The 20,081-nt window shown below is 47.7% G+C and carries 5 protein-coding genes and 1 pseudogene; all 6 read right to left on the reverse strand.

Annotated features, from left to right (window positions below; translation table 11 throughout):
• Positions 1–84 precede the first annotated feature (84 nt).
• Positions 85–3,198: a pre-peptidase C-terminal domain-containing protein gene (locus HFV01_RS25585; RefSeq protein WP_193520504.1), complete on the reverse strand. Its 3,114-nt coding sequence runs from the start codon at positions 3,196–3,198 to the stop codon at positions 85–87.
• A 315-nt stretch (positions 3,199–3,513) separates the two neighbouring features.
• On the reverse strand, positions 3,514–6,717 hold the full coding sequence (locus HFV01_RS25590) for a Calx-beta domain-containing protein (RefSeq protein WP_193520505.1): 3,204 nt from the start codon (positions 6,715–6,717) through the stop codon (positions 3,514–3,516).
• A gap of 477 nt (positions 6,718–7,194) precedes the next feature.
• On the reverse strand, positions 7,195–9,846 hold the full coding sequence (locus HFV01_RS25595; protein ID WP_193520506.1) for a Calx-beta domain-containing protein: 2,652 nt from the start codon (positions 9,844–9,846) through the stop codon (positions 7,195–7,197).
• Positions 9,847–10,300: 454 nt separating this feature from the next.
• Positions 10,301–13,870: a Calx-beta domain-containing protein gene (locus HFV01_RS25600; protein WP_193520507.1), complete on the reverse strand. Its 3,570-nt coding sequence runs from the start codon at positions 13,868–13,870 to the stop codon at positions 10,301–10,303.
• Positions 13,871–14,389: 519 nt separating this feature from the next.
• Positions 14,390–16,402 (reverse strand): annotated as a pseudogene (locus HFV01_RS25605) (PPC domain-containing protein); the annotation flags it as partial.
• A gap of 264 nt (positions 16,403–16,666) precedes the next feature.
• On the reverse strand, positions 16,667–20,038 hold the full coding sequence (locus HFV01_RS31320) for a Calx-beta domain-containing protein (protein ID WP_318285956.1): 3,372 nt from the start codon (positions 20,036–20,038) through the stop codon (positions 16,667–16,669).
• Positions 20,039–20,081 lie beyond the last annotated feature (43 nt).

Raw genomic sequence — 20,081 nt, forward strand, 5'->3', positions numbered from 1 at the left:
GGGGTTTTCACCCCCCACCGCCATTTCTGGGAAGGGGTTGTTGGTGAGGAGGTGAGGTTAAACACCGCACCCCACATCATTTAACTAAACCAAGTCAATACTCAATCTGTATTCAGTGCGTGCAGCCAGGTGGGGAAATACCCGCACATAATAAGTTCCGGGTTCAAGTCTTCTAGCGGTGATAGTTTCGGGGTTTTTACCTGGATTATTAGACTGGGATATCAACTCACCATCACTACCCAACAATTGCAGGTTAGCATCTTTAAATAGATCATCCAGGTCAATTCGGACAGTCCCTTCACGATTGAGGATAAAGCGGTAATAGTCGTCGGTATTGCGATCGCCTCCTACTACATAGCCAATGCGGTCATTCCTGACAATTTCTTCAGTGAGTCTACCCAGGTTTACTGCATTAGGGAAGATATCATTATCGGGTGGTTCAGGTCTGGGGTTATTATTCCCCCCTTGGAAATCATCATTCAGAATAGTTCCGATAGCACGTCGCCTTCCTAATTCGGCATTTTGAGGTCTAGTCAGGTTGACGGTAAAGGTTTCATCAGGTTCGACTTTAGTATCCCCAAACACCGGAACATTAATAAATTGGCGAGTTTGACCGGGTTGAAATACCAGCCTTCCGGTGGTGCGTTGATAGTCTCGGTCTCTGACCGTAGCTGTACCGTCAGCGGTAGCATAATTAACTGTGACCCTCTCCGGGCTAGGATTATCTAATGTGACCACAAAACGAGCATTAGTCTGACCGCGATCGCCTTCTTTTACCTGAGTGTCTGCGATCGTAATTTTGGGTAAATCCTCATTATTCATTGCATTTATTGCCAGTCGATACCGAGTCTCGGCATTACCTACCGGTACCACTCGCAGGTGGTAATTACCAGACTCTAGGACTTCGGCGATGTTTTCTGGTGTATGTCCGCGCTCCTCAGAAACTGCAATGGGTCGGCCTCTTCTGGAGTCAGGGTCGAAAAAGCCTTGATATAGTTCTAGGTTGATGTTTTGATTGAATTGGTCTAGGGTGACGTTAATACCCCTGGACTCATTCAGGGTAAAGTTATAAACATCTAACTCGTTGCGAACTCCGCTCTCTGTCTGACCTACATTGTCAAACTTGCTGTAGGACGCACCCAAAGCACCTATGTTTAGGATATCCACCGGGGAAATAGTTTCCCCCGCGCTGAGACTCAGCCGATAGTCAGTATTACCACTACCAGTGGCAAATACTCTGACATAATAATCTCCCGGGTCGAAGATGTCGCTAATTGTTCTGGCGTTCGTACCATCCCTTTTTGACTGATGAATACGTTGACCCTTGCTGTCGTAAATCTCGACATTAGCCACACTAACTCGCAGGTTGTCAACGACCAAATCCACGTTTTTCTCAGCACTGAGGCTGAATTTGAACCAGTCCTCTTGGTCTCGGAAGCGATCGCCTATTAATAACCCTACATTGTTTGTCTCATTAATCGGTCTGACTCCCAACTGCCCTAAGTCTTTGGCAGTTGCTAAAGTAGGATAGTCGCTTTGATTTGTCTGAGCATCTAGTTCCAATCGGTAGCCGGTTCTGTTAGCACCTTGAGCCCCTACCACTAACGCATAATCTCCTACCTCTAGGAAATTGCTGATGGTTCTGGGTCGATTACCCGGAGCTGTAACCCTTTCCAACAGAGAGCCTAGTTGTTTTGGTCTACTGGGATTATACTCGTGTAAAAACAGATTGGCTCCCCCGTTGAGCTGATCCATTTGAGCATAAAATGAAGCATCCTCGCTCAGGTTAAAGGTGTAGAAGTCCCTTTGGTTGCGCTGACTTCCTATGCCAAAACCGATACTATCAACAATGACAAACGGTTCTTCTTTGCCGATTAAATCCCCAACTCGAGCACCTGGTAATTCTTCCGGTCGGTGCGCTTCGTTGGCAGTCAACTCTAGCCGATAGTCAGTTCTGGCAGCGCCCTGAGGAAATACCCGCACCACATAATCGCCGGCTTTCAAAATACCATTAATGTTGTCTTCGACTCGCCCAGGATTCATCGATTGAAAGAGAATCGTTTCCCTATCTGCATCTAAGAGTTGAATGTTGGCATTCTGTCTCAGTTGGTCTAGGGTGATGCTGACATCGCTATCCTTATCTAAGCTAAAGCTGAAAAAATCTTCAACGTTCCGTACACTACCAGTAGCAAAACCAATGCGATCGTTTATTACTACTGGTTTGGACAGACTGTTAAGAACTCCCAGGTTTTGACCTAGATCTACGGTTCTCGGTTCTGCACTTAGGCTTAACGAATATTCCGTTTGGGCTGGCCCTACCGCCATAACTCGGACATAATAATCACCGGGATCTAAGTTGGCGTTAATGTTTTCTGCTCGCCTACCCGGGTTGTTAGACAGGAAAATCACCGAACCCCAGTTATCTAACAGTTGGACGTTAGCATTAGCATTTAAATCATCCAGGGTGAGGTTAAACTCGCTTTCCTCACGGATGGTAAATTTGTAGAAGTCGTTGAGTTCTCGCTGGCCATCCTGTCTAAAGCCAATGCGATCGCGAATCTCGATTTGTTCAGTTATGACACCTTTATTTAGGGCATCTTCTATCGTGTCGTAAGCCATCTGTACTGCTACCGGTTCTCCTTCTACCCAGATGAAACCCCAATCATTCTGATTTCTTAACCCGGTGATATCAGCTTCTGTCAACGCTTCCCCATTCACTAACCGCATAAATAACTCACCCTCATCTCCTGGGGAGTCGATTTCGTTTAATTGGGAGTCTATATAATGCCCAAATTCCTCCGTTATCACATCCACCAGTTTCTCACTGTGAATTATCGCATCCGATAAATACACCGTACCCGTCACCGAGTCAAAAGCGCCATCCGCACCATTCATCGATGTAGCGGAAAGCACCATCATCTCTGGTGTTTCTCCCTGACTCAAAGCCTCAATAATAGTTGCTCCTAATTCCACATCCGTATATGCACCGAAAGCGGTTTGTAAATCCCCCTGAAAATTCGCGGAGGCGACAAACTCAGTTAATTGTTGGTTAACCTGAGTTAATGCCGCCTCGATTTGGGCTGCTGCTGTCAGTGGTTCGACGGACACATCACCGCTGAATCCCAATGGGGGTAGGGGATTCGGATAATCCGATGGTTCCGGCGCGATCGCCACTAATATTTCCCTGGTATTTTCCATAATATTTCACCTGGTTTATTCTCATACATCGCAGAGCGCTGAGATGCGAGAGGCTGTAGGTAACGTAACATCTTCCCACCATGACCATTCTATTCTCCCTCACAGATGATGTCAACCCCCCACCCCTTCCAAGCGATCGCACCTCAAAAAGCACCGTTTTTTCACAGCAAAAAAACCCACTTTTACCCCTTGACAAATCCCCCGACTTGACTTACCATTAAAGAATGGTAATCCGTGCCGCCCTATATATAGGGGTTTTCACCCCTCACCCCCCTATTGCTAGGGTTGGTGGTGAGTAGGTGGGTGGAAAAGCGACTAAATTAAGTTAAGACTTAACCTGTATTCAGTGCGTGCCGCCAGGTGGGGAAATACCTTGACATAATAAGTTCCCGGTTCTAGTCTTCGTTCGGTGATAATTTCTGGCTCAATATCAGGGTTTCTGGATTGATTAATTATGTCCCCTGTACTACCCAACAATTGCAGGTTAGCATTGTCCATGAGTTCATCTAAGATAATTCGGACAGTCCCTTCACGATTGAGGAGAAAGCGGTAATAGTCCTCGGTATTGCGATCGCCTCCTGGTGCAAAACCAATGTGGTCATTCCTGACAATTTGTCCGGTGAGTCTACCCAGGTTTACTGCATTAGGGAAGATATTATTATCGGGTGGTTTAGGTTGTTGGTTATTATTCTCCACCTCGGAATCATCATTCAGAATAGTTCCGATAGCACGTCGCCTTCCTAATTCGGCATTTTGAGGGTTACTGAGGTTGACGGTAAAGGTTTCATCAGGTTCGACTTTAGTATCCCCAAACACGGGAACATCAATAAATTGGCGAGTTTGACCGGGTTGAAATACCAGCCTTCCCGTCGTGCGTCGATAGTCTCGGTCTCTGACCGTAGCTGTACCGTCAGCGGTAGCATAATTAACTGTTACTCTCTCCGGGCTAGGATTATCTAATGTGACCACAAAACGAGCATTAGTCTGACCGCGATCGCCTTCTGTGATTTCCGTATCTCTGATAGAGATTTGGGGGAAATCATCATTCAGAATAGTTCCGGTAGCACGTCGCCTTCCTAATTCGGCATTTTGAGGGTTACTGAGGTTGACGGTAAAGGTTTCATCAGGTTCGACTTTAGTATCCCCAAACACGGGAACATTAATAAATTGGCGAGTTTGACCGGGTTGAAATACCAGCCTTCCCGTGGTGCGTCGATAGTCTCGGTCTCTGACCGTCGCTGTACCGTCAGCGGTAGCATAATTAACTGTTACTCTCTCCGGGCTAGGATTATCTAATGTGACGACAAAACGAGCATTAGTCTGACCGCGATCGCCTTCTTTTACCTGAGTGTCTGCGATCGTAATTTGGGGCACTATAATATCATCATTCAGAATAGTTCCGGTAGCACGTCGCCTTCCTAATTCGGCATTTTGAGGGTTACTGAGGTTGACGGTAAAGGTTTCATCAGGTTCGACTTTAGTATCCCCAAACACGGGAACATTAATGACTTGGCGAGTTTGACCGGGTTGAAATATCAGCCTTCCCGTGGTGCGTCGATAGTCTCGGTCTCTGACCGTAGCTGTACCGTCAGCGGTAGCATAATTAACTGTTACTCTCTCCGGGCTAGGATTATCTAATGTGACGACAAAACGAGCATTAGTCTGACCGCGATCGCCTTCTTTTAGCTGGGTGTCTGCGATCGTAATTTGGGGGAAATCCTCATCCTCCTCATCAACAATTAACTTGGTGATAAAGGCATCCCTGCCACCACTATTGGTTTGTCCACCTAGGTTGCCCTCAGTCCCACCCGCCACATAAATAGACCCATCCCTACCGGTGGTCAGGGCTTCAGCCCAGTCATACCCACTGGTTCCCAACAGGCGCGTCCAGGTTTTAGTACCATCAGGCTGAAACCTGCTGATAAAGGCATCCTCGTTACCACTATTGGTTTGTCCATCTAGGTCGCCATAAATATAGCCCGCCACATAAATAGACCCATCACTACCGGTGGTCAGGGCACGAGCCTCGCCCCAACCCCTGGTTCCCAATAGGCGCGTCCAGTCTTTAGTGCCATTGGGCTGATACTTGGTAATAAAGGCATCACCGCCACCACTATTGGTTTGTCCATCTAGGTTGCCCTGAGTCCAGCCCGCCACATAAATCGACCCATCACTACCGGTGGTCAGGGTCTGACCCCCGTCCCTCACCGAGGTTCCCAACAGGCGCGTCCAGTCTTTAGTGCCATTGGGCTGAAACCTGGTGATAAAGGCATCACTGCTACCACTATTGGTTTGTCCATCTAGGTCGCCCTGAGTCCTACCCGCCACATAAATCGACCCATCCCTACCGGTGGTCAGGGCATTAGCCTCGTCCCAACCCCTGGTTCCCAAGAGGCGCGTCCAGGCTTTAGTGCCATTGGGCTGAAACCTGGTGATAAAGGCATCACTGCCACCACTATTTCTTTGTCCATCTAGGTTGCCCCAAGTAGAGCCCGCCACATAAATCGACCCATCACTACCGGTAGTCAGGGCATAAGCCTTGTCACTCCTACTGGTTCCCAACAGGCGCGTCCAGTCTTTAGTACCATCAGGGTGATACTTGGTGATAAAGGCATCCACCCAACCGCTATTTCTTTGTCCGTCTAGGTTGCCATTAGTATAGCCCGCCACATAAATCGACCCATCCCTACCGGTGGTCAGGGCATGAGCCTCGTCCCAACTACTGGTTCCCAACAGGCGCGTCCAGGCTTTAGTACCATCAGGCTGATACTTGGTGATAAAGGCATCACCGCTACCATTATTTCTTTGTCCATCTAGGTTGCCTGAAGTATAGCCCGCCACATAAATGGACCCATCCCTACCGGTAGTCAGGGCACGAGCCTCGTCCCTCTCACCACTGCCCAACAGGTCTGTCCAGGCGAACTCTGGCGGCGCGGACATCTGTACTGCTACCGGTTCTCCTTCTACCCAGATGAAACCCCAATCATCTTTATTCCTTAACCCGGTGATATCTGCTTCTGTCAAGGCTTCCCCATTCACCAGGCGCATAAATAACTCACCCTCATCTCCTGGGGAGTCGATTTCGTTTAACTGAGAATCCAGATAATGCCCAAATTCCTCCGTTATCACATCCACCAGTTTCTCACTGTGAATTATGGCATCCGATAAATACACCGTACCCGTCAGAGAGTCAAAAGCGCCATCCGCACCATTCATGGCTCTGGCGGAAAGAACTTTCAGATGTGGTGTTTCTCCCTGAGTCAAAGCCTCAATAATAGTTGCTCCTAATTCCACATCCGTAGATGCACCGAAAGCGGTTTGTAAATCCCCCTGAAAATTCGCCGAGGCGACAAACTCAGTTAATTGTTGGTTAACCTGAGTTAATGCCGCCTCGATTTGTGCTGCTGCTGTCAGTGGATTTACCGACCCATCACCGCTGAATCCCAATGGGGGTAGGGGATTCGGATAATCCGATGGTTCTGGCATTATAGCCGATAAGATTTCTCTGGTATTTTCCATAATATTTCACCTAGTTTATTCTCATACATCGCAGAGCGCTGAGATGCGAGAGGCTGTAGGTAACGTAACATCTTCCCACCATGACCATTCTATGGTCGCTCACAGATGATGTCAACCCCCCACCCCTTCCAAGCGATCGCACCTCAAAAAGCACGGTTTTTTCACAGCCAAAAAACCCACTTTTACCCCTTGACAAATCCCCCAACTTGACTTACCATTAAAGAATGGAAATCCGTGCCGCCCTATATATAGGGTTTTTCACCCCCCACCTCAAAGCGATCGCCAAAAATCACGGTTTTCTGACAGCAAAAAAACCCACTTTTACCCCTTGACAAATCCCCCAACTTGACTTACCATTAGAGAATGGAAATCCGTGCCGCCCTATATATAGGGGTTTTCACCCCTCACCCCCATTTCTGGGAAGGGGTGGTGGTGAGTAGGTGGGGTTAAAAAATCACCCCAACCCACATTATTTAACTAAATCAACTCAATACTCAATCTGTACTTCGTCCGAGCGCTAACATGGGGATGTACCCGCACATAGTAAATTCCCGGTTCAAGGTCTCGTTGGGTAATAATTTCTGCCTGAGTACCTGGATTATTAGATTGGTCTATCAACTCACCCCGGCTACCCAACAATTCCAGGTTAGCATTTGCCACTAGGTCATCAAGGTTGATTGTGACAGTACCGGTACGATTCAGTCTGAAGCTGTAATAATCATTGACATCACGCTTTCCTGATTCAATAAAGCCGATTCGGTTCGTCCTAACGATTTCACCAGTAAGGTTGCCAAGCACAAAGGGGATCACAGGAGGTTCAATAGGGTCATCGTCATCAAGAATAGTGCCGATCGCTTCACCCCGTTCCAACTCGGCATTTTGTGGGTTACTGAGAATTACCTTAAAGGTTTCATCTGGTTCGATTTTGGTATCTCCAATCACCGGAACTCTGATCACCCTTTCCGTTTGACCCCTCCGAAAAACTAGCTCTCCCCTAGTTCGCTCATAGTCACGGTCAGCCACGGTAGCCGTGCCATCAGCGGTAGTATAATTAACTCTCACGATTTGGTTACTCGGACGGTCGAGAGTTACCTTAAATTCGGCAAAACTGCGACCGCGATCGCCTTCTTTTAGCTGAGTGTCTGCAATGGAGATATTGGCACTAACGAGTCCATCATCATTAAGAATAGTACCCGTAGCTTTATCCCGACCCAACTCGGCATTTTGTGGGTCACTGAGGATTACCTTAAAGGTTTCATCCGGTTCGACTTTGGTATCTCCAATCACCGGAACTCTGATCACCCTTTCCGTTTGACCCCTCCGAAAAACTAGCTCTCCGCTAGTTGGCTCATAGTCACGGTCAGCCACCGTAGCCGTGCCATCAGCCGTAGCATAATTAACTCTCACGATTTGGTTACTCGGACTGTTGAGAGTTACCTTAAATTCCGCAAAACTGCGACCGCGATCGCCTTCCAGTATTTGGGTATCTGCTATAGAGATTTCTGGTACATCATCATTAAGAATAGTACCCGTAGCTTCACCCCGTTCCAACTCGGCATTTTGTGGTTCACTCAGAATTACCCTAAAGGTTTCATCCGGTTCGACTTTGGTATCTCCAAACACCGGAACTCTGATCACCCTTTCCGTTTCCCCTCGCGGAAAAACTAACCGTCCCGTAGTTCGCTGATAGTCACGGTCAGCCACCGTAGCCGTGCCATCAGCCGTATTATAATCCACCCTCACGATTTGGTCACTGGGACGGTCGAGAGTTACCTTAAATTCCGCCAAACTGCGACCGCGATCGCCTTCCAGTATTTCGGTATCTGCTATAGAGATTTCTGGTACATCATCATTAAGAATAGTACCCGTAGCCTGTCGATTAGCTAAAGTCACATTTTGTGGGTTACTCAGGATTACCCTAAAGGTTTCATCCGGTTCGACTTTAGTATCTCCAAACACCGGAACTCTGATCACCCTTTCCGTTTCCCCTCGCGGAAAAACTAACCGTCCCGTAGTTCGCTGATAGTCACGGTCAGCCACCGTAGCCGTGCCATCAGCCGTATTATAATCCACCCTCACGATTTGGTCACTGGGACGGTCGAGAGTTACCTTAAATTCCGCCAAACTGCGACCGCGATCGCCTTCCAGTATTTCGGTATCTGCTATAGAGATTTCTGGTACATCATCATTAAGAATAGTACCCGTAGCCTGTCGATTAGCTAAAGTCACATTTTGTGGGTTACTCAGGATTACCCTAAAGGTTTCATCCGGTTCGACTTTAGTATCTCCAATCACCGGAACTCTGATCACCCTTTCCGTTTGACCCCTCGGAAAAATTAACCGTCCGTTAGTTAGCTCATAATCTCCGTCAGCGACGGTAGCCGTGCCATCAGCGGTAGTATAATCCACCCTCACGATTTGGTCACTGGGACGGTCGAGAGTTACCTTAAATTCCGCAAAACTGCGACCGCGATCGCCTTCCAGTATTTGGGTATCTGCTATAGAGATTTCCGGTAAAAAGTTGGCATGATTATCAATGACAATATCTTGATTGGCTTCTACCTCAACCAACCCACCCAAAATCATTACTCGGTCATCTTTATTCCTCAAATAAGTTAGATCAACTTCACTCAATACCTCCCCATTCACCAGGCGCATAAATAACTCACCCTCATCTCCTGGGCAGTCGATTTCGTTTAATTGGGAGTCTATATAATGCCCAAATTCTTCGGTTATCACATCCACCAGTTTCTCACTGTGAATTATCGCATCCGATAAATATACCGTACCCGTCAGAGAGTCAAAACCGCCATTAACACCATTCATTAGGTCTGATGACACTACTATCATCTCTGGTGTGTCTCCCTGAGTCAAAGCCTCAATAATAGTTGCTCCTAATTCCACATCCGTATATGCACCGAAAGCGGTTTGTAAATCCCCCTGAAAATTCGCCGAAGCGACAAACTCTGTTAATTGTTGGTTAACCTGAGTTAATGCCGCCTCGATTTGTGCTGCTGCTGTCAGTGGTTCGACGGACACATCCCCAATGAATCCCAGTGCTGGTAGGGGATTCGGATAATCCGATGGTTCCGGCGCGATCGCCACTAATATTTCCCTGGTATTTTCCATAATATTTCACCTGGTTTATTCTCATACATCGCAGAGCGCTGAGATGCGAGAGGCTGTAGGTAACGTAACATCTTCCCACCATGACCATTCTATTCTCGCTCACAGATGATGTCAACCCCCCACCCCTTCCAAGCGATCGCACCTCAAAAAGCACGGTTTTTTCACAGCAAAAAAACCCACTTTTCCCCCTTGACAAATCCCCCAACTTGACTTACCATTAAAGAATGGAAATCCGTGCCGCCCTATATATAGGGTTTTTCACCCCCCACCTCAAAGCGATCGCCAAAAATCACGGTTTTCTGACAGCAAAAAAACCCACTTTTCCCCCTTGACAAATCCCCCGACTTGACTTACCATTAAAGAATGGAAATCCGTGCCGCCCTATATATAGGGGTTTTCACCCCTCACCCCCCTATTGCTAGGGTTGGTGGTGAGTAGGTGGGTGGAAAAGCGACTAAATTAAGTTAAGACTTAACCTGTATTTAGTGCGTGCCCCCAGGTGGGGAAATACCTTGACATAATAAGTTCCCGGTTCTAGTCTTCGTTCGGTGATAATTTCCCGCTGAGTATCAGGGTTTCTGGATTGATTAATTATCTCCCCTGTACTACCCAACAATTGCAGGTTAGCATCTTGAAATAGGTCATCCAAAACCACTTGAAAAGTACCTTCACGATTGAGGATAAAGCGGTAATAGTCCTCGGTATTGCGAGCGCCTGCTTCGTTAAAACCAATTTCGTCATTCTTGACAATTTCTCCAGTGAGTCTACCCAGGTTTACCACATTAGGGAAGATATCATTATCGGGTGGTTTAGGTTGTTGGTTATTATTCCCCCCTTGGAAATCATCATTCCGAATAGTTCCGATAGCACGTCGCCTTCCTAATTCGGCATTTTGAGGGTTACTGAGGTTGACGGTAAAGGTTTCATCAAGTTCGACTTTAGTATCCCCAAACACGGGAACATCAATAAATTGGCGAGTTTGACCGGGTTGAAATACCAGCCTTCCCGTCGTGCGTTGATAGTCTCGGTCTCTGACCGTAGCTGTACCGTCAGCGGTAGCATAATTAACTGTTACTCTCTCCGGGCTAGGATTATCTAATGTGACCACAAAACGAGCATTAGTCTGACCGCGATCGCCTTCTGTGATTTCCGTATCTCTGATAGAGATTTGGGGGAAATCATCATTCAGAATAGTTCCCGTAGCACGTCGCCTTCCTAATTCGGCATTTTGAGGGTTACTGAGGTTGACGGTAAAGGTTTCATCAGGTTCGACTTTAGTATCCCCAAACACGGGAACATCAATAAATTGGCGAGTTTGACCGGGTTGAAATACCAGCCTTCCCGTCGTGCGTCGATAGTCTCGGTCTCTGACCGTAGCTGTACCGTCAGCGGTAGCATAATTAACTGTTACCCTCTCCGGGCTAGGATTATCTAATGTGACGACAAAACGAGCATTAGTCTGACCGCGATCGCCTTCTTTTACCTTAGTGTCTCTGATAGATATTTGGGGGAAATCATCATTCAGAATAGTTCCCGTAGCACGTCGCCTTCCTAATTCGGCATTTTGAGGGTTACTCAGGTTGACGGTAAAGGTTTCATCAGGTTCGACTTTAGTATCCCCAAACACGGGAACATTAATGACTTGGCGGGTTTGACCGGGTTGAAATACCAGCCTTCCGGTGGTGCGTCGATAGTCTCGGTCTCTGACCGTAGCTGTACCGTCAGCGGTAGCATAATTAACTGTTACCCTCTCCGGGCTAGGATTATCTAATGTGACGACAAAACGAGCATTAGTCTGACCGCGATCGCCTTCTTTTACCTGAGTGTCTGCGATCGTAATTTGGGGCACTATAATATCATCATTCAGAATAGTTCCCGTAGCACGTCGCCTTCCTAATTCGGCATTTTGAGGGTTACTGAGGTTGACGGTAAAGGTTTCATCAGGTTCGACTTTGGTATCCCCAAACACCGGAACATTAATAAATTGGCGAGTTTGACCGGGTTGAAATACCAGCCTTCCCGTGGTGCGTTGATAGTCTCGGTCTCTGAGGGTAGCTGTACCGTCAGCGGTAGCATAATTAACTGTTACCCTCTGACTGCTAGGATTATCTAATGTGACGACAAAACGAGCATTAGTCTGACCGCGATCGCCTTCTTCTACCTGAGTGTCTGCGATAGATATTTGGGGGAAATCCTCATCCTCCTCATCAACAATTAACTTAGCGATAAAGGCATCGCCATTCCTGCCACTATTGGTTTGTCCACCTAGGTTGCCCGCAGTATTGCCAGCCACATAAATCGACCCATCATTACCGGTGGTCAGGGCACGAGCCAAATCCCAACTACGGGTTCCCAGCAGGCGCGTCCAGTCTTTAGTACCATCAGGCTGAAACCTGCTGATAAAGGCATCACTGTTACCACTATTGGTTTGTCCATCTAGGTTGCCCCAAGTCCGACCCGCCACATAAATCGACCCATCACTACCGGTGGTCAGGGCCTCAGCCACGTCCCAACTACGGGTTCCCAGCAGGCGCGTCCAGTCTTTAGTACCATCAGGCTGAAACCTGCTGATAAAGGCATCACTGTTACCACTATTGGTTTGTCCATCTAGGTTGCCCCAAGTCCGACCCGCCACATAAATCGACCCATCACTACCGGTGGTCAGGGCATTAGCCCAGTCCTCTTCACCGCTTCCCAACAGGCGCGTCCAGTCTTTAGTGCCATTGGGCTGAAACCTGGTGATAAAGGCATCACCGCTACCACTATTTCTTTGTCCATCTAGGTTGCCTGAAGTATAGCCCGCCACATAAATAGACCCATCACTACCAGTGGTCAGGGCATTAGCCCAGTCCTCTTCACCGCTTCCCAACAGGCGCGTCCAGTCTTTAGTACCATCAGGCTGATACTTGGTGATAAAGGCATCACCGTTACCACTATTGGTTTGTCCACCTAGGCTGCCCTCAGTCCAGCCCGCCACATAAATAGACCCATCACTACCGGTGGTCAGGGCACTAGCTGAGTCCGAACTACTGGTTCCCAGCAGGCGCGTCCAGGCTTTAGTGCCATTGGGCTGATACTTGGTGATAAAGGCATCTGCGCTACCACTATGGGTTTGTCCATCTAGGTCGCCCTCAGTATAGCCGGCTACATAAATCGACCCATCCCTACCGGTGGTCAGGGCACTAGCTAAGTCCCAACTCCGGCTTCCCAGCAGGCGCGTCCAGGCTTTAGTGCCATCAGGCTGGTACTTGATGATAAAGGCATCACTGCGACCACTATTGGTTTGTCCATCTAGGTCGCCCATAGTCGCACCCGCCACATAAATCGACCCATCACTACCGGTGGTCAGGGCACGAGCCCCGTCCTGCCCCAAGGTTCCCCGCGCACCGGCTACCAAATGGGTTCCCAACAGGTCTGTCCAGGCGAACTCTGGCGGCGCGGACATCTGTACTGCTACCGGTTCTCCTTCTACCCAGATGAAACCCCAATCATTCTGATTTCTTAACCCGGTGATATCTGCTTCTGTCAACGCTTCCCCATTCACTAACCGCATAAATAACTCACCCTCATCTCCTGGGGAGTCGATTTCGTTTAATTGGGAGTCTATATAATGCCCAAATTCCTCCGTTATCACATCCACGAGTTTCTCACTGTGAATTATGGCATCCGATAAATACACCGTACCCGTCAGGGAATCAAAAGCACCATCCGCACCATTCATGGCTCTGGCGGAAAGAACTTTCAGATGTGGTGTTTCTCCCTGACTCAAAGCCTCAATAATAGTTGCCCCTAATTCCACATCCGTAGATGCACCGAAAGCGGTTTGTAAATCCCCCTGAAAATTCGCGGAGGCGACAAACTCTGTTAATTGTTGGTTAACCTGAGTTAATGCCGCCTCGATTTGTGCTGCTGCTGTCAGTGGATTTACCGACCCATCACCGCTGAATCCCAATGGGGGTAGGGGATTCGGATAATCCGATGGTTCCGGCATTATAGCCGATAAGATTTCTCTGGTATTTTCCATAATATTTCACCTAGTAGATGAGCGGACATCGCCAACCTATCAAATATAGTATCTGGACTCACATTTCCCCACCATGACCATTCTATGGTCGCTCACAGATGATGTCAACCCCCACCACCCTCTCAAGGCGATCGCACCTCAAAAATCACCGTTTTTTCACAGCAAAAAAACCCACTTTTACCCCTTGACAAATACCCCAACTTGACTTACCATTAGAGAATGGGAATCCGTGCCGCCATATATGGGCATTTTCCGAGCCACCAACTGCCATCAGTGGCGCGATCGCACCTCAAAAATCACCGTTTTTTCACATCCCCAAAAAACCCACTTTTACCCCTTGACAAATCCCCCGACTTGACTTACCATTAAAGAATGGGAATCCGTGCCGACATATATGGGCATTTTCCGAGCCCCCACCCCTCACCGACAGGCTAAGGTTTTGGGCTCGGGGAGTGCGTCAGAGGCGAGCCATAGCAATAATCACCGGATAATTAGCAACTGACGCACCTCTTCCTAATTGATCGCCATAATATTCAGGTTATAGATAGTTTTGGCAGTACCCGCCGGAATCACATTGAGAGAATAGGTTCCTCTGGGGAGAAATTGGCTAATCTGTTCTGACTGTATACCCAAGTTGGTGGACGCAAACATCAGGCTACCGTTAGCCTCTCGTAGCTCAATGTTGGCATTTTCCCGCAGTCCGGTTAGGCTAATATCTACTTCGCTGTCCCGGCTGATATTGAACTCATAGCGATCGACCCTGTTGCGAATACCGCTGCTAGTATAACCAATGCGATCGCTGTTGGTGTACATATTGTCTGTTAGGGAAAACAGGTCGCCGACTAAGAACTCTTTAATGGGTGGGTTGATATCACTATTAACACTGAGTCGGTATTCGCTCCTAGCAGTACCATTGGGGAATATTTCCACATAGTAAACACCAGCTTTTAAATCGGTGCTAATATTCTCGTTAACACGACCCTTTTCATTGGCTGTTTCCAGAAGGCTTTTAGCATCACCGTCGTACAAACGCATATTGATATCCTGACTCAAGTCAGTCAGGTTGATATCAACAAAACCATCTTCAGCTAGTTGAAAGCGCACCCAGTCTCGTTGGTCGCGACCGGAACGACCCTCGGTGAAACCTACACGGTCGTTAAAGGTTTTGGCTTCCTCGTCAGGAAGGATCCTGCCTAAATTGAAGGCATCTTCTGGGGTATCATATTCACCAATGTAAGCAGTAGCTGCAGTGATACCCAACCGGTAGTTACTCCGGGCATTACCCACCGGGGTAACTTTTACATAGTAGGTTCCGGCTTCGAGTCCTTCCAGTTCAATTTTTTCAGCTTGGCGACCTCGGTTTGTACCCTGCGCCACTGACGAGCCACGTTCATCGTAAATCTCTACATCAAGATTTGCTCTCAGTCGGTCTAGGGTCAAGTTAACATCGCTGTCTACTGGCAGGGTAAAATTGTACCAGTCCTGAATGTCCCGTCGCCGACCTGTGCCGAAACCAACATCCCCAGTTTGATTAATAGGAGTCGCTTCCGTAAGCCTCCCCAAAGATATACCAGGTTTGCTGTCGTCCTCTTTGATGGTGATAGGGTCAGCATTCATAGCCAGGCGATATGGGGTTCTGGCGTTACCTACCGGGAACACCCGCACAAAATAATCACCCGGAGCTAAATCGGTGCTAATTTTTTCCGGTCGGCGACCTGGGTTGTTAGACCGAAATAGTACCGAACCCCTGCTATTTAAGATTTGGACGTTAGCATTAGCCCTGAGTCCGTCCAGGGTCAGGTTAAACTCGCTGTCCTCACTGATGGTAAATCTGTAGTAGTCGTTGCGATCTCGTCTGCGTCCTTGTCCAAAACCAATGCGATCGCTAATCACCTTCTCTCCAGATTCGATGACACCGACATTTAACGCATCTCTCATGGTGTCATAAGCCATCTGTACTGCTACCGGTTCTCCCTCGACCCAGATTAACCCCCAATCATCCTTATTCCTTAACCCGGTGATATCAGCTTCTGTCAAGGCTTCCCCATTCACCAGGCGCATAAATAACTCACCCTCATCTCCTGGGGAGTCGATTTCGTTTAATTGGGAGTCTAGATAATGCCCAAATTCCTCCGTTATCACATCCACCAGTTTCTCACTGTGAATTATGGCATCCGATAAATACACCGTACCCGTCAGGGAATCAAAAGCGCCATCCGCACCATTCATGGCTCTGGCGGAAAGAACTTTCAGATGTGGTGTTTCTCCCTGAGTCAAAGCCTCAATAATAGTTGATCCTAATTCCACATCCGTATATTCACCGAAAGCGGTTTGTAAATCCCCCTGAAAATTCGCGGAGGCGACAAACTCAGTTAATTGTTGGTTAACCTGAGTTAATGCCGCCTCAATTTGTGCTGCTGCTGTTAGTGGATTGACGGACACATCACCGCTGAATCCCAGTGGGGGTAGGGGATTCGGATAATCCGATGGTTCCGGCGCGATCGCCACTAACATTTCCCTAGTATTTTCCATAATATTTCACCTGGTAGATGGGCCTACATATCAGACATGAGATGCTCGATGCTGTGGGTTAGATTATCCCACAATAACCATTGTAATTTTACTTATATATAACGTCAATAGTTTAATTTTTTTTTTAACCGATTTCCCCCTTGACAAATCTGCTGACTTGACTTACCATTAAAGAATGGAAATCCGTGCCGCCCTATATATAGGGGTTTTCACCCCCCACCCCAATTGCTAGGGTTGGCGGTGAGTAGGTGGGTGGAAAGGCGACTAAACCAAGTCAATGCTTAACCTGTATGGAGTGCGTGCAGCCAGGTGAGGAAATACCCGCACATAATAAGTTCCGGGTTCAAGTCTTCGTTGGGTGATCATTTCTGGATCAATATCAGGGTTTCTGGATTGATTAATTATCTCCCCTGTACTACCCAACAATTCCAGGTTAGCATTTTGAAATAGGTCATCCAAAACCACTTGAACAGTCCCTTCACGATTGAGGTGAAAGCGGTAATAGTCCTCGGTATTGCGATCGCCTGCTGATGCAAAACCAATGCGGTCATTCCTGACAATTTCTCCGGTGAGTCTACCCAGGTTTACCGCATTAGGAAAGCGATCGTCGGGTGGTTCAGGTCTGGGGTTATTATTCCCCCCCTGGAAATCATCATTCAGAATAGTTCCGGTAGCACGTCGCCTTGCTAATTCGGCATTTTGAGGGTTACTGAGGTTGACGGTAAAGGTTTCATCAGGTTCGATTTTAGTATCCCCAAACACGGGAACATTAATGACTTGGCGAGTTTGACCGGGTTGAAATACCAGCCTTCCCGTGGTGCGTCGATAGTCTCGGTCTCTGACCGTAGCTGTACCGTCAGCGGTAGCATAATTAACTGTTACCCTCTCCGGGCTAGGATTATCTAATGTGACCACAAAACGAGCATTAGTCTGACCGCGATCGCCTTCTTTTAGCTGGGTGTCTGCGATCGTAATTTGGGGCACTATAATATCATCATTCAGAATAGTTCCCGTAGCACGTCGCCTTCCTAATTCGGCATTTTGAGGGTTACTGAGGTTGACGGTAAAGGTTTCATCAGGTTCGACTTTGGTATCCCCAAACACGGGAACATTAATGACTTGGCGAGTTTGACCGGGTTGAAATACCAGCCTTCCGGTCGTGCGTCGATAGTCTCGGTCTCTGACCGTAGCTGTACCGTCAGCGGTAGCATAATTAACTGTTACCCTCTCCGGGCTAGGATTATCTAATGTGACCACAAAACGAGCATTAGTCTGACCGCGATCGCCTTCTTTTACCTTAGTGTCTCTGATAGAGATTTGGGGGAAATCATCATTCAGAATAGTTCCCGTAGCACGTCGCCTTCCTAATTCGGCATTTTGAGGGTTACTGAGGTTGACGGTAAAGGTTTCATCAGGTTCGACTTTGGTATCCCCAAACACGGGAACATTAATGACTTGGCGAGTTTGACCGGGTTGAAATACCAGCCTTCCGGTCGTGCGTCGATAGTCTCGGTCTCTGACCGTAGCTGTACCGTCAGCGGTAGCATAATTAACTGTGACCCTCTCCGGGCTAGGATTATCTAATGTGACGACAAAACGAGCATTAGTCTGACCGCGATCGCCTTCTTTTACCTGAGTGTCTGCAATAGAGATTACCGTGTCACTACCCAGAACCGGAACTTGGTTAATTATCTGTTGTCCCGGTAAGTCATTTACGGTTTCAATAAAACCTGTCCCCGCACCAGTACCAGCAGCGTTGAAAAAGTCTACCACTACTAAATCATCTTCAGGGGAAAATTCACCATCTCGATTGAGGTCTAGTAGCAGATTTTGGCCTTGTCGCGCTACCCCCACTACTCCTGCTAAAAATCCATTTAAATTTAGGTCAATGGGAATTCCTGGGCTCAAATAATTTGCTATGGTTAGGGTATCTTGTCCGCCACTGTCTTCGATACGACTACCAGCTTGAGGTCTTCCAAAACCACCATAGCTAATCATGTAGCTATCATCTCCGTCACCACCGCGCAATACATTCCCGGTGAAACTATATGCGAAGCTCCTGAGAGTATCATTACCCGAACCACCTTCAAGAGTTACATTTGATGAAGATGCAGCAATCAGAACATTGTTACCAGAGTCTCCTAAGACCAGATCATTTTGATAACCCACAATTGAGTCATTCCCAGCACCTCCACTAAGGGTATTTTGACCCAGAAAACTACCAACCAGGGTATCATTACCATCATCGCCGAAAAGCCTATTGTTTCCCGCACCAGCCACTAAACTATCATTTCCCGGACCGCCGCGCAGGAAATCATCCCCCAAGCCACCAACGAGAGTATCATTTCCCGGACCACCGAGGAGGGTATCATTACCTTTACCTGTACTAACAAGGCGATCGTTCCCCCCCAGACCGAGGATGCTATCATTATTGTTGGTTCCGAACAGGGTATCATCACCATCTGTACCAGTGATAATATTAGGGCTATCAGTTACCGTGTCACTACCCAGAACCGGAACTTGGTTAATTATCTGTTGTCCCGGTAAGTCATTTACGGTTTCAATAAAACCTGTCCCCGCACCAGTACCAGCAGCGTTGAAAAAGTCTACCACTACTAAATCATCTTCAGGGGAAAATTCACCATCTCGATTGAGGTCTAGTAGCAGATTTTGGCCTTGTCGCGCTACCCCCACTACTCTTGGTAAAAATCCATTTAAATTTAGGTCAATGGGAATTCCTGGTCTAAAACTACTTTCGATGCTGAGGGTATCTTGTCCGCCACTGTCTTCGATGCGACTACCAGCTTGAGGTATTCCAAAACCACCATAGCGAATCATGTATCTATCATCTCCGTCACCACCGCGAAATACATTCCCGGTGAAACTATATGCGGAGATGCTGAAACTGTTGTTCCCTGCTAAAGCCTCTAGGGTATCCCCAGACCTAGCAACCAGGGTATCATTGCCATCAGTACCTCGTATTAGCCTACCCATGATGCTATCATTATTGTTGGTTCCCAACAGGCGCGTCCAGTCTACCTCTGGCGACCCTGACATCTGTACTGCTACGGGTTCTCCTTCTACCCAGATGAAACCCCAATCATTCTGATTTCTTAACCCGGTGATATCTGCTTCTGTCAAGGCTTCCCCATTCACTAACCGCATAAATAACTCACCCTCATCTCCTGGGGAGTCGATTTCGTTTAATTGGGAGTCTATATAATGCCCAAATTCCTCGGTTATCACATCCACCAGTTTCTCACTGTGAATTATGGCATCCGATAAATACACCGTACCCGTCACCGAGTCAAAAGCGCCATCCGCACCATTCATCGATGTAGCGGAAAGAACTTTCAGATTTGGTGTCTCTCCCTGACTCAAAGCCTCAATAATAGTTGCTCCTAATTCCACATCCGTAGATGCACCGAACGCCGTTTGTAAATCCTTCTGAAAATTCGCGGAGGCGACAAACTCTGTTAATTGTTGGTTAACCTGAGTTAATGCCGCCTCGATTTGTGCTGCTGCTGTCAGTGGATTTACGGACCCATCACCGCTGAATCCCACCGGGGGTAGGGGATTCGGATAATCCGATGGTTCGGGCATTATAGCCGATAAGATTTCTCTGGTATTTTCCATAATATTTCACCTGGTTTTTTTGCATAACTCGCCAACCCATCAA

The sequence above is a fragment of the Limnospira fusiformis SAG 85.79 genome (assembly GCF_012516315.1).
Lineage (GTDB): Bacteria > Cyanobacteriota > Cyanobacteriia > Cyanobacteriales > Microcoleaceae > Limnospira > Limnospira fusiformis.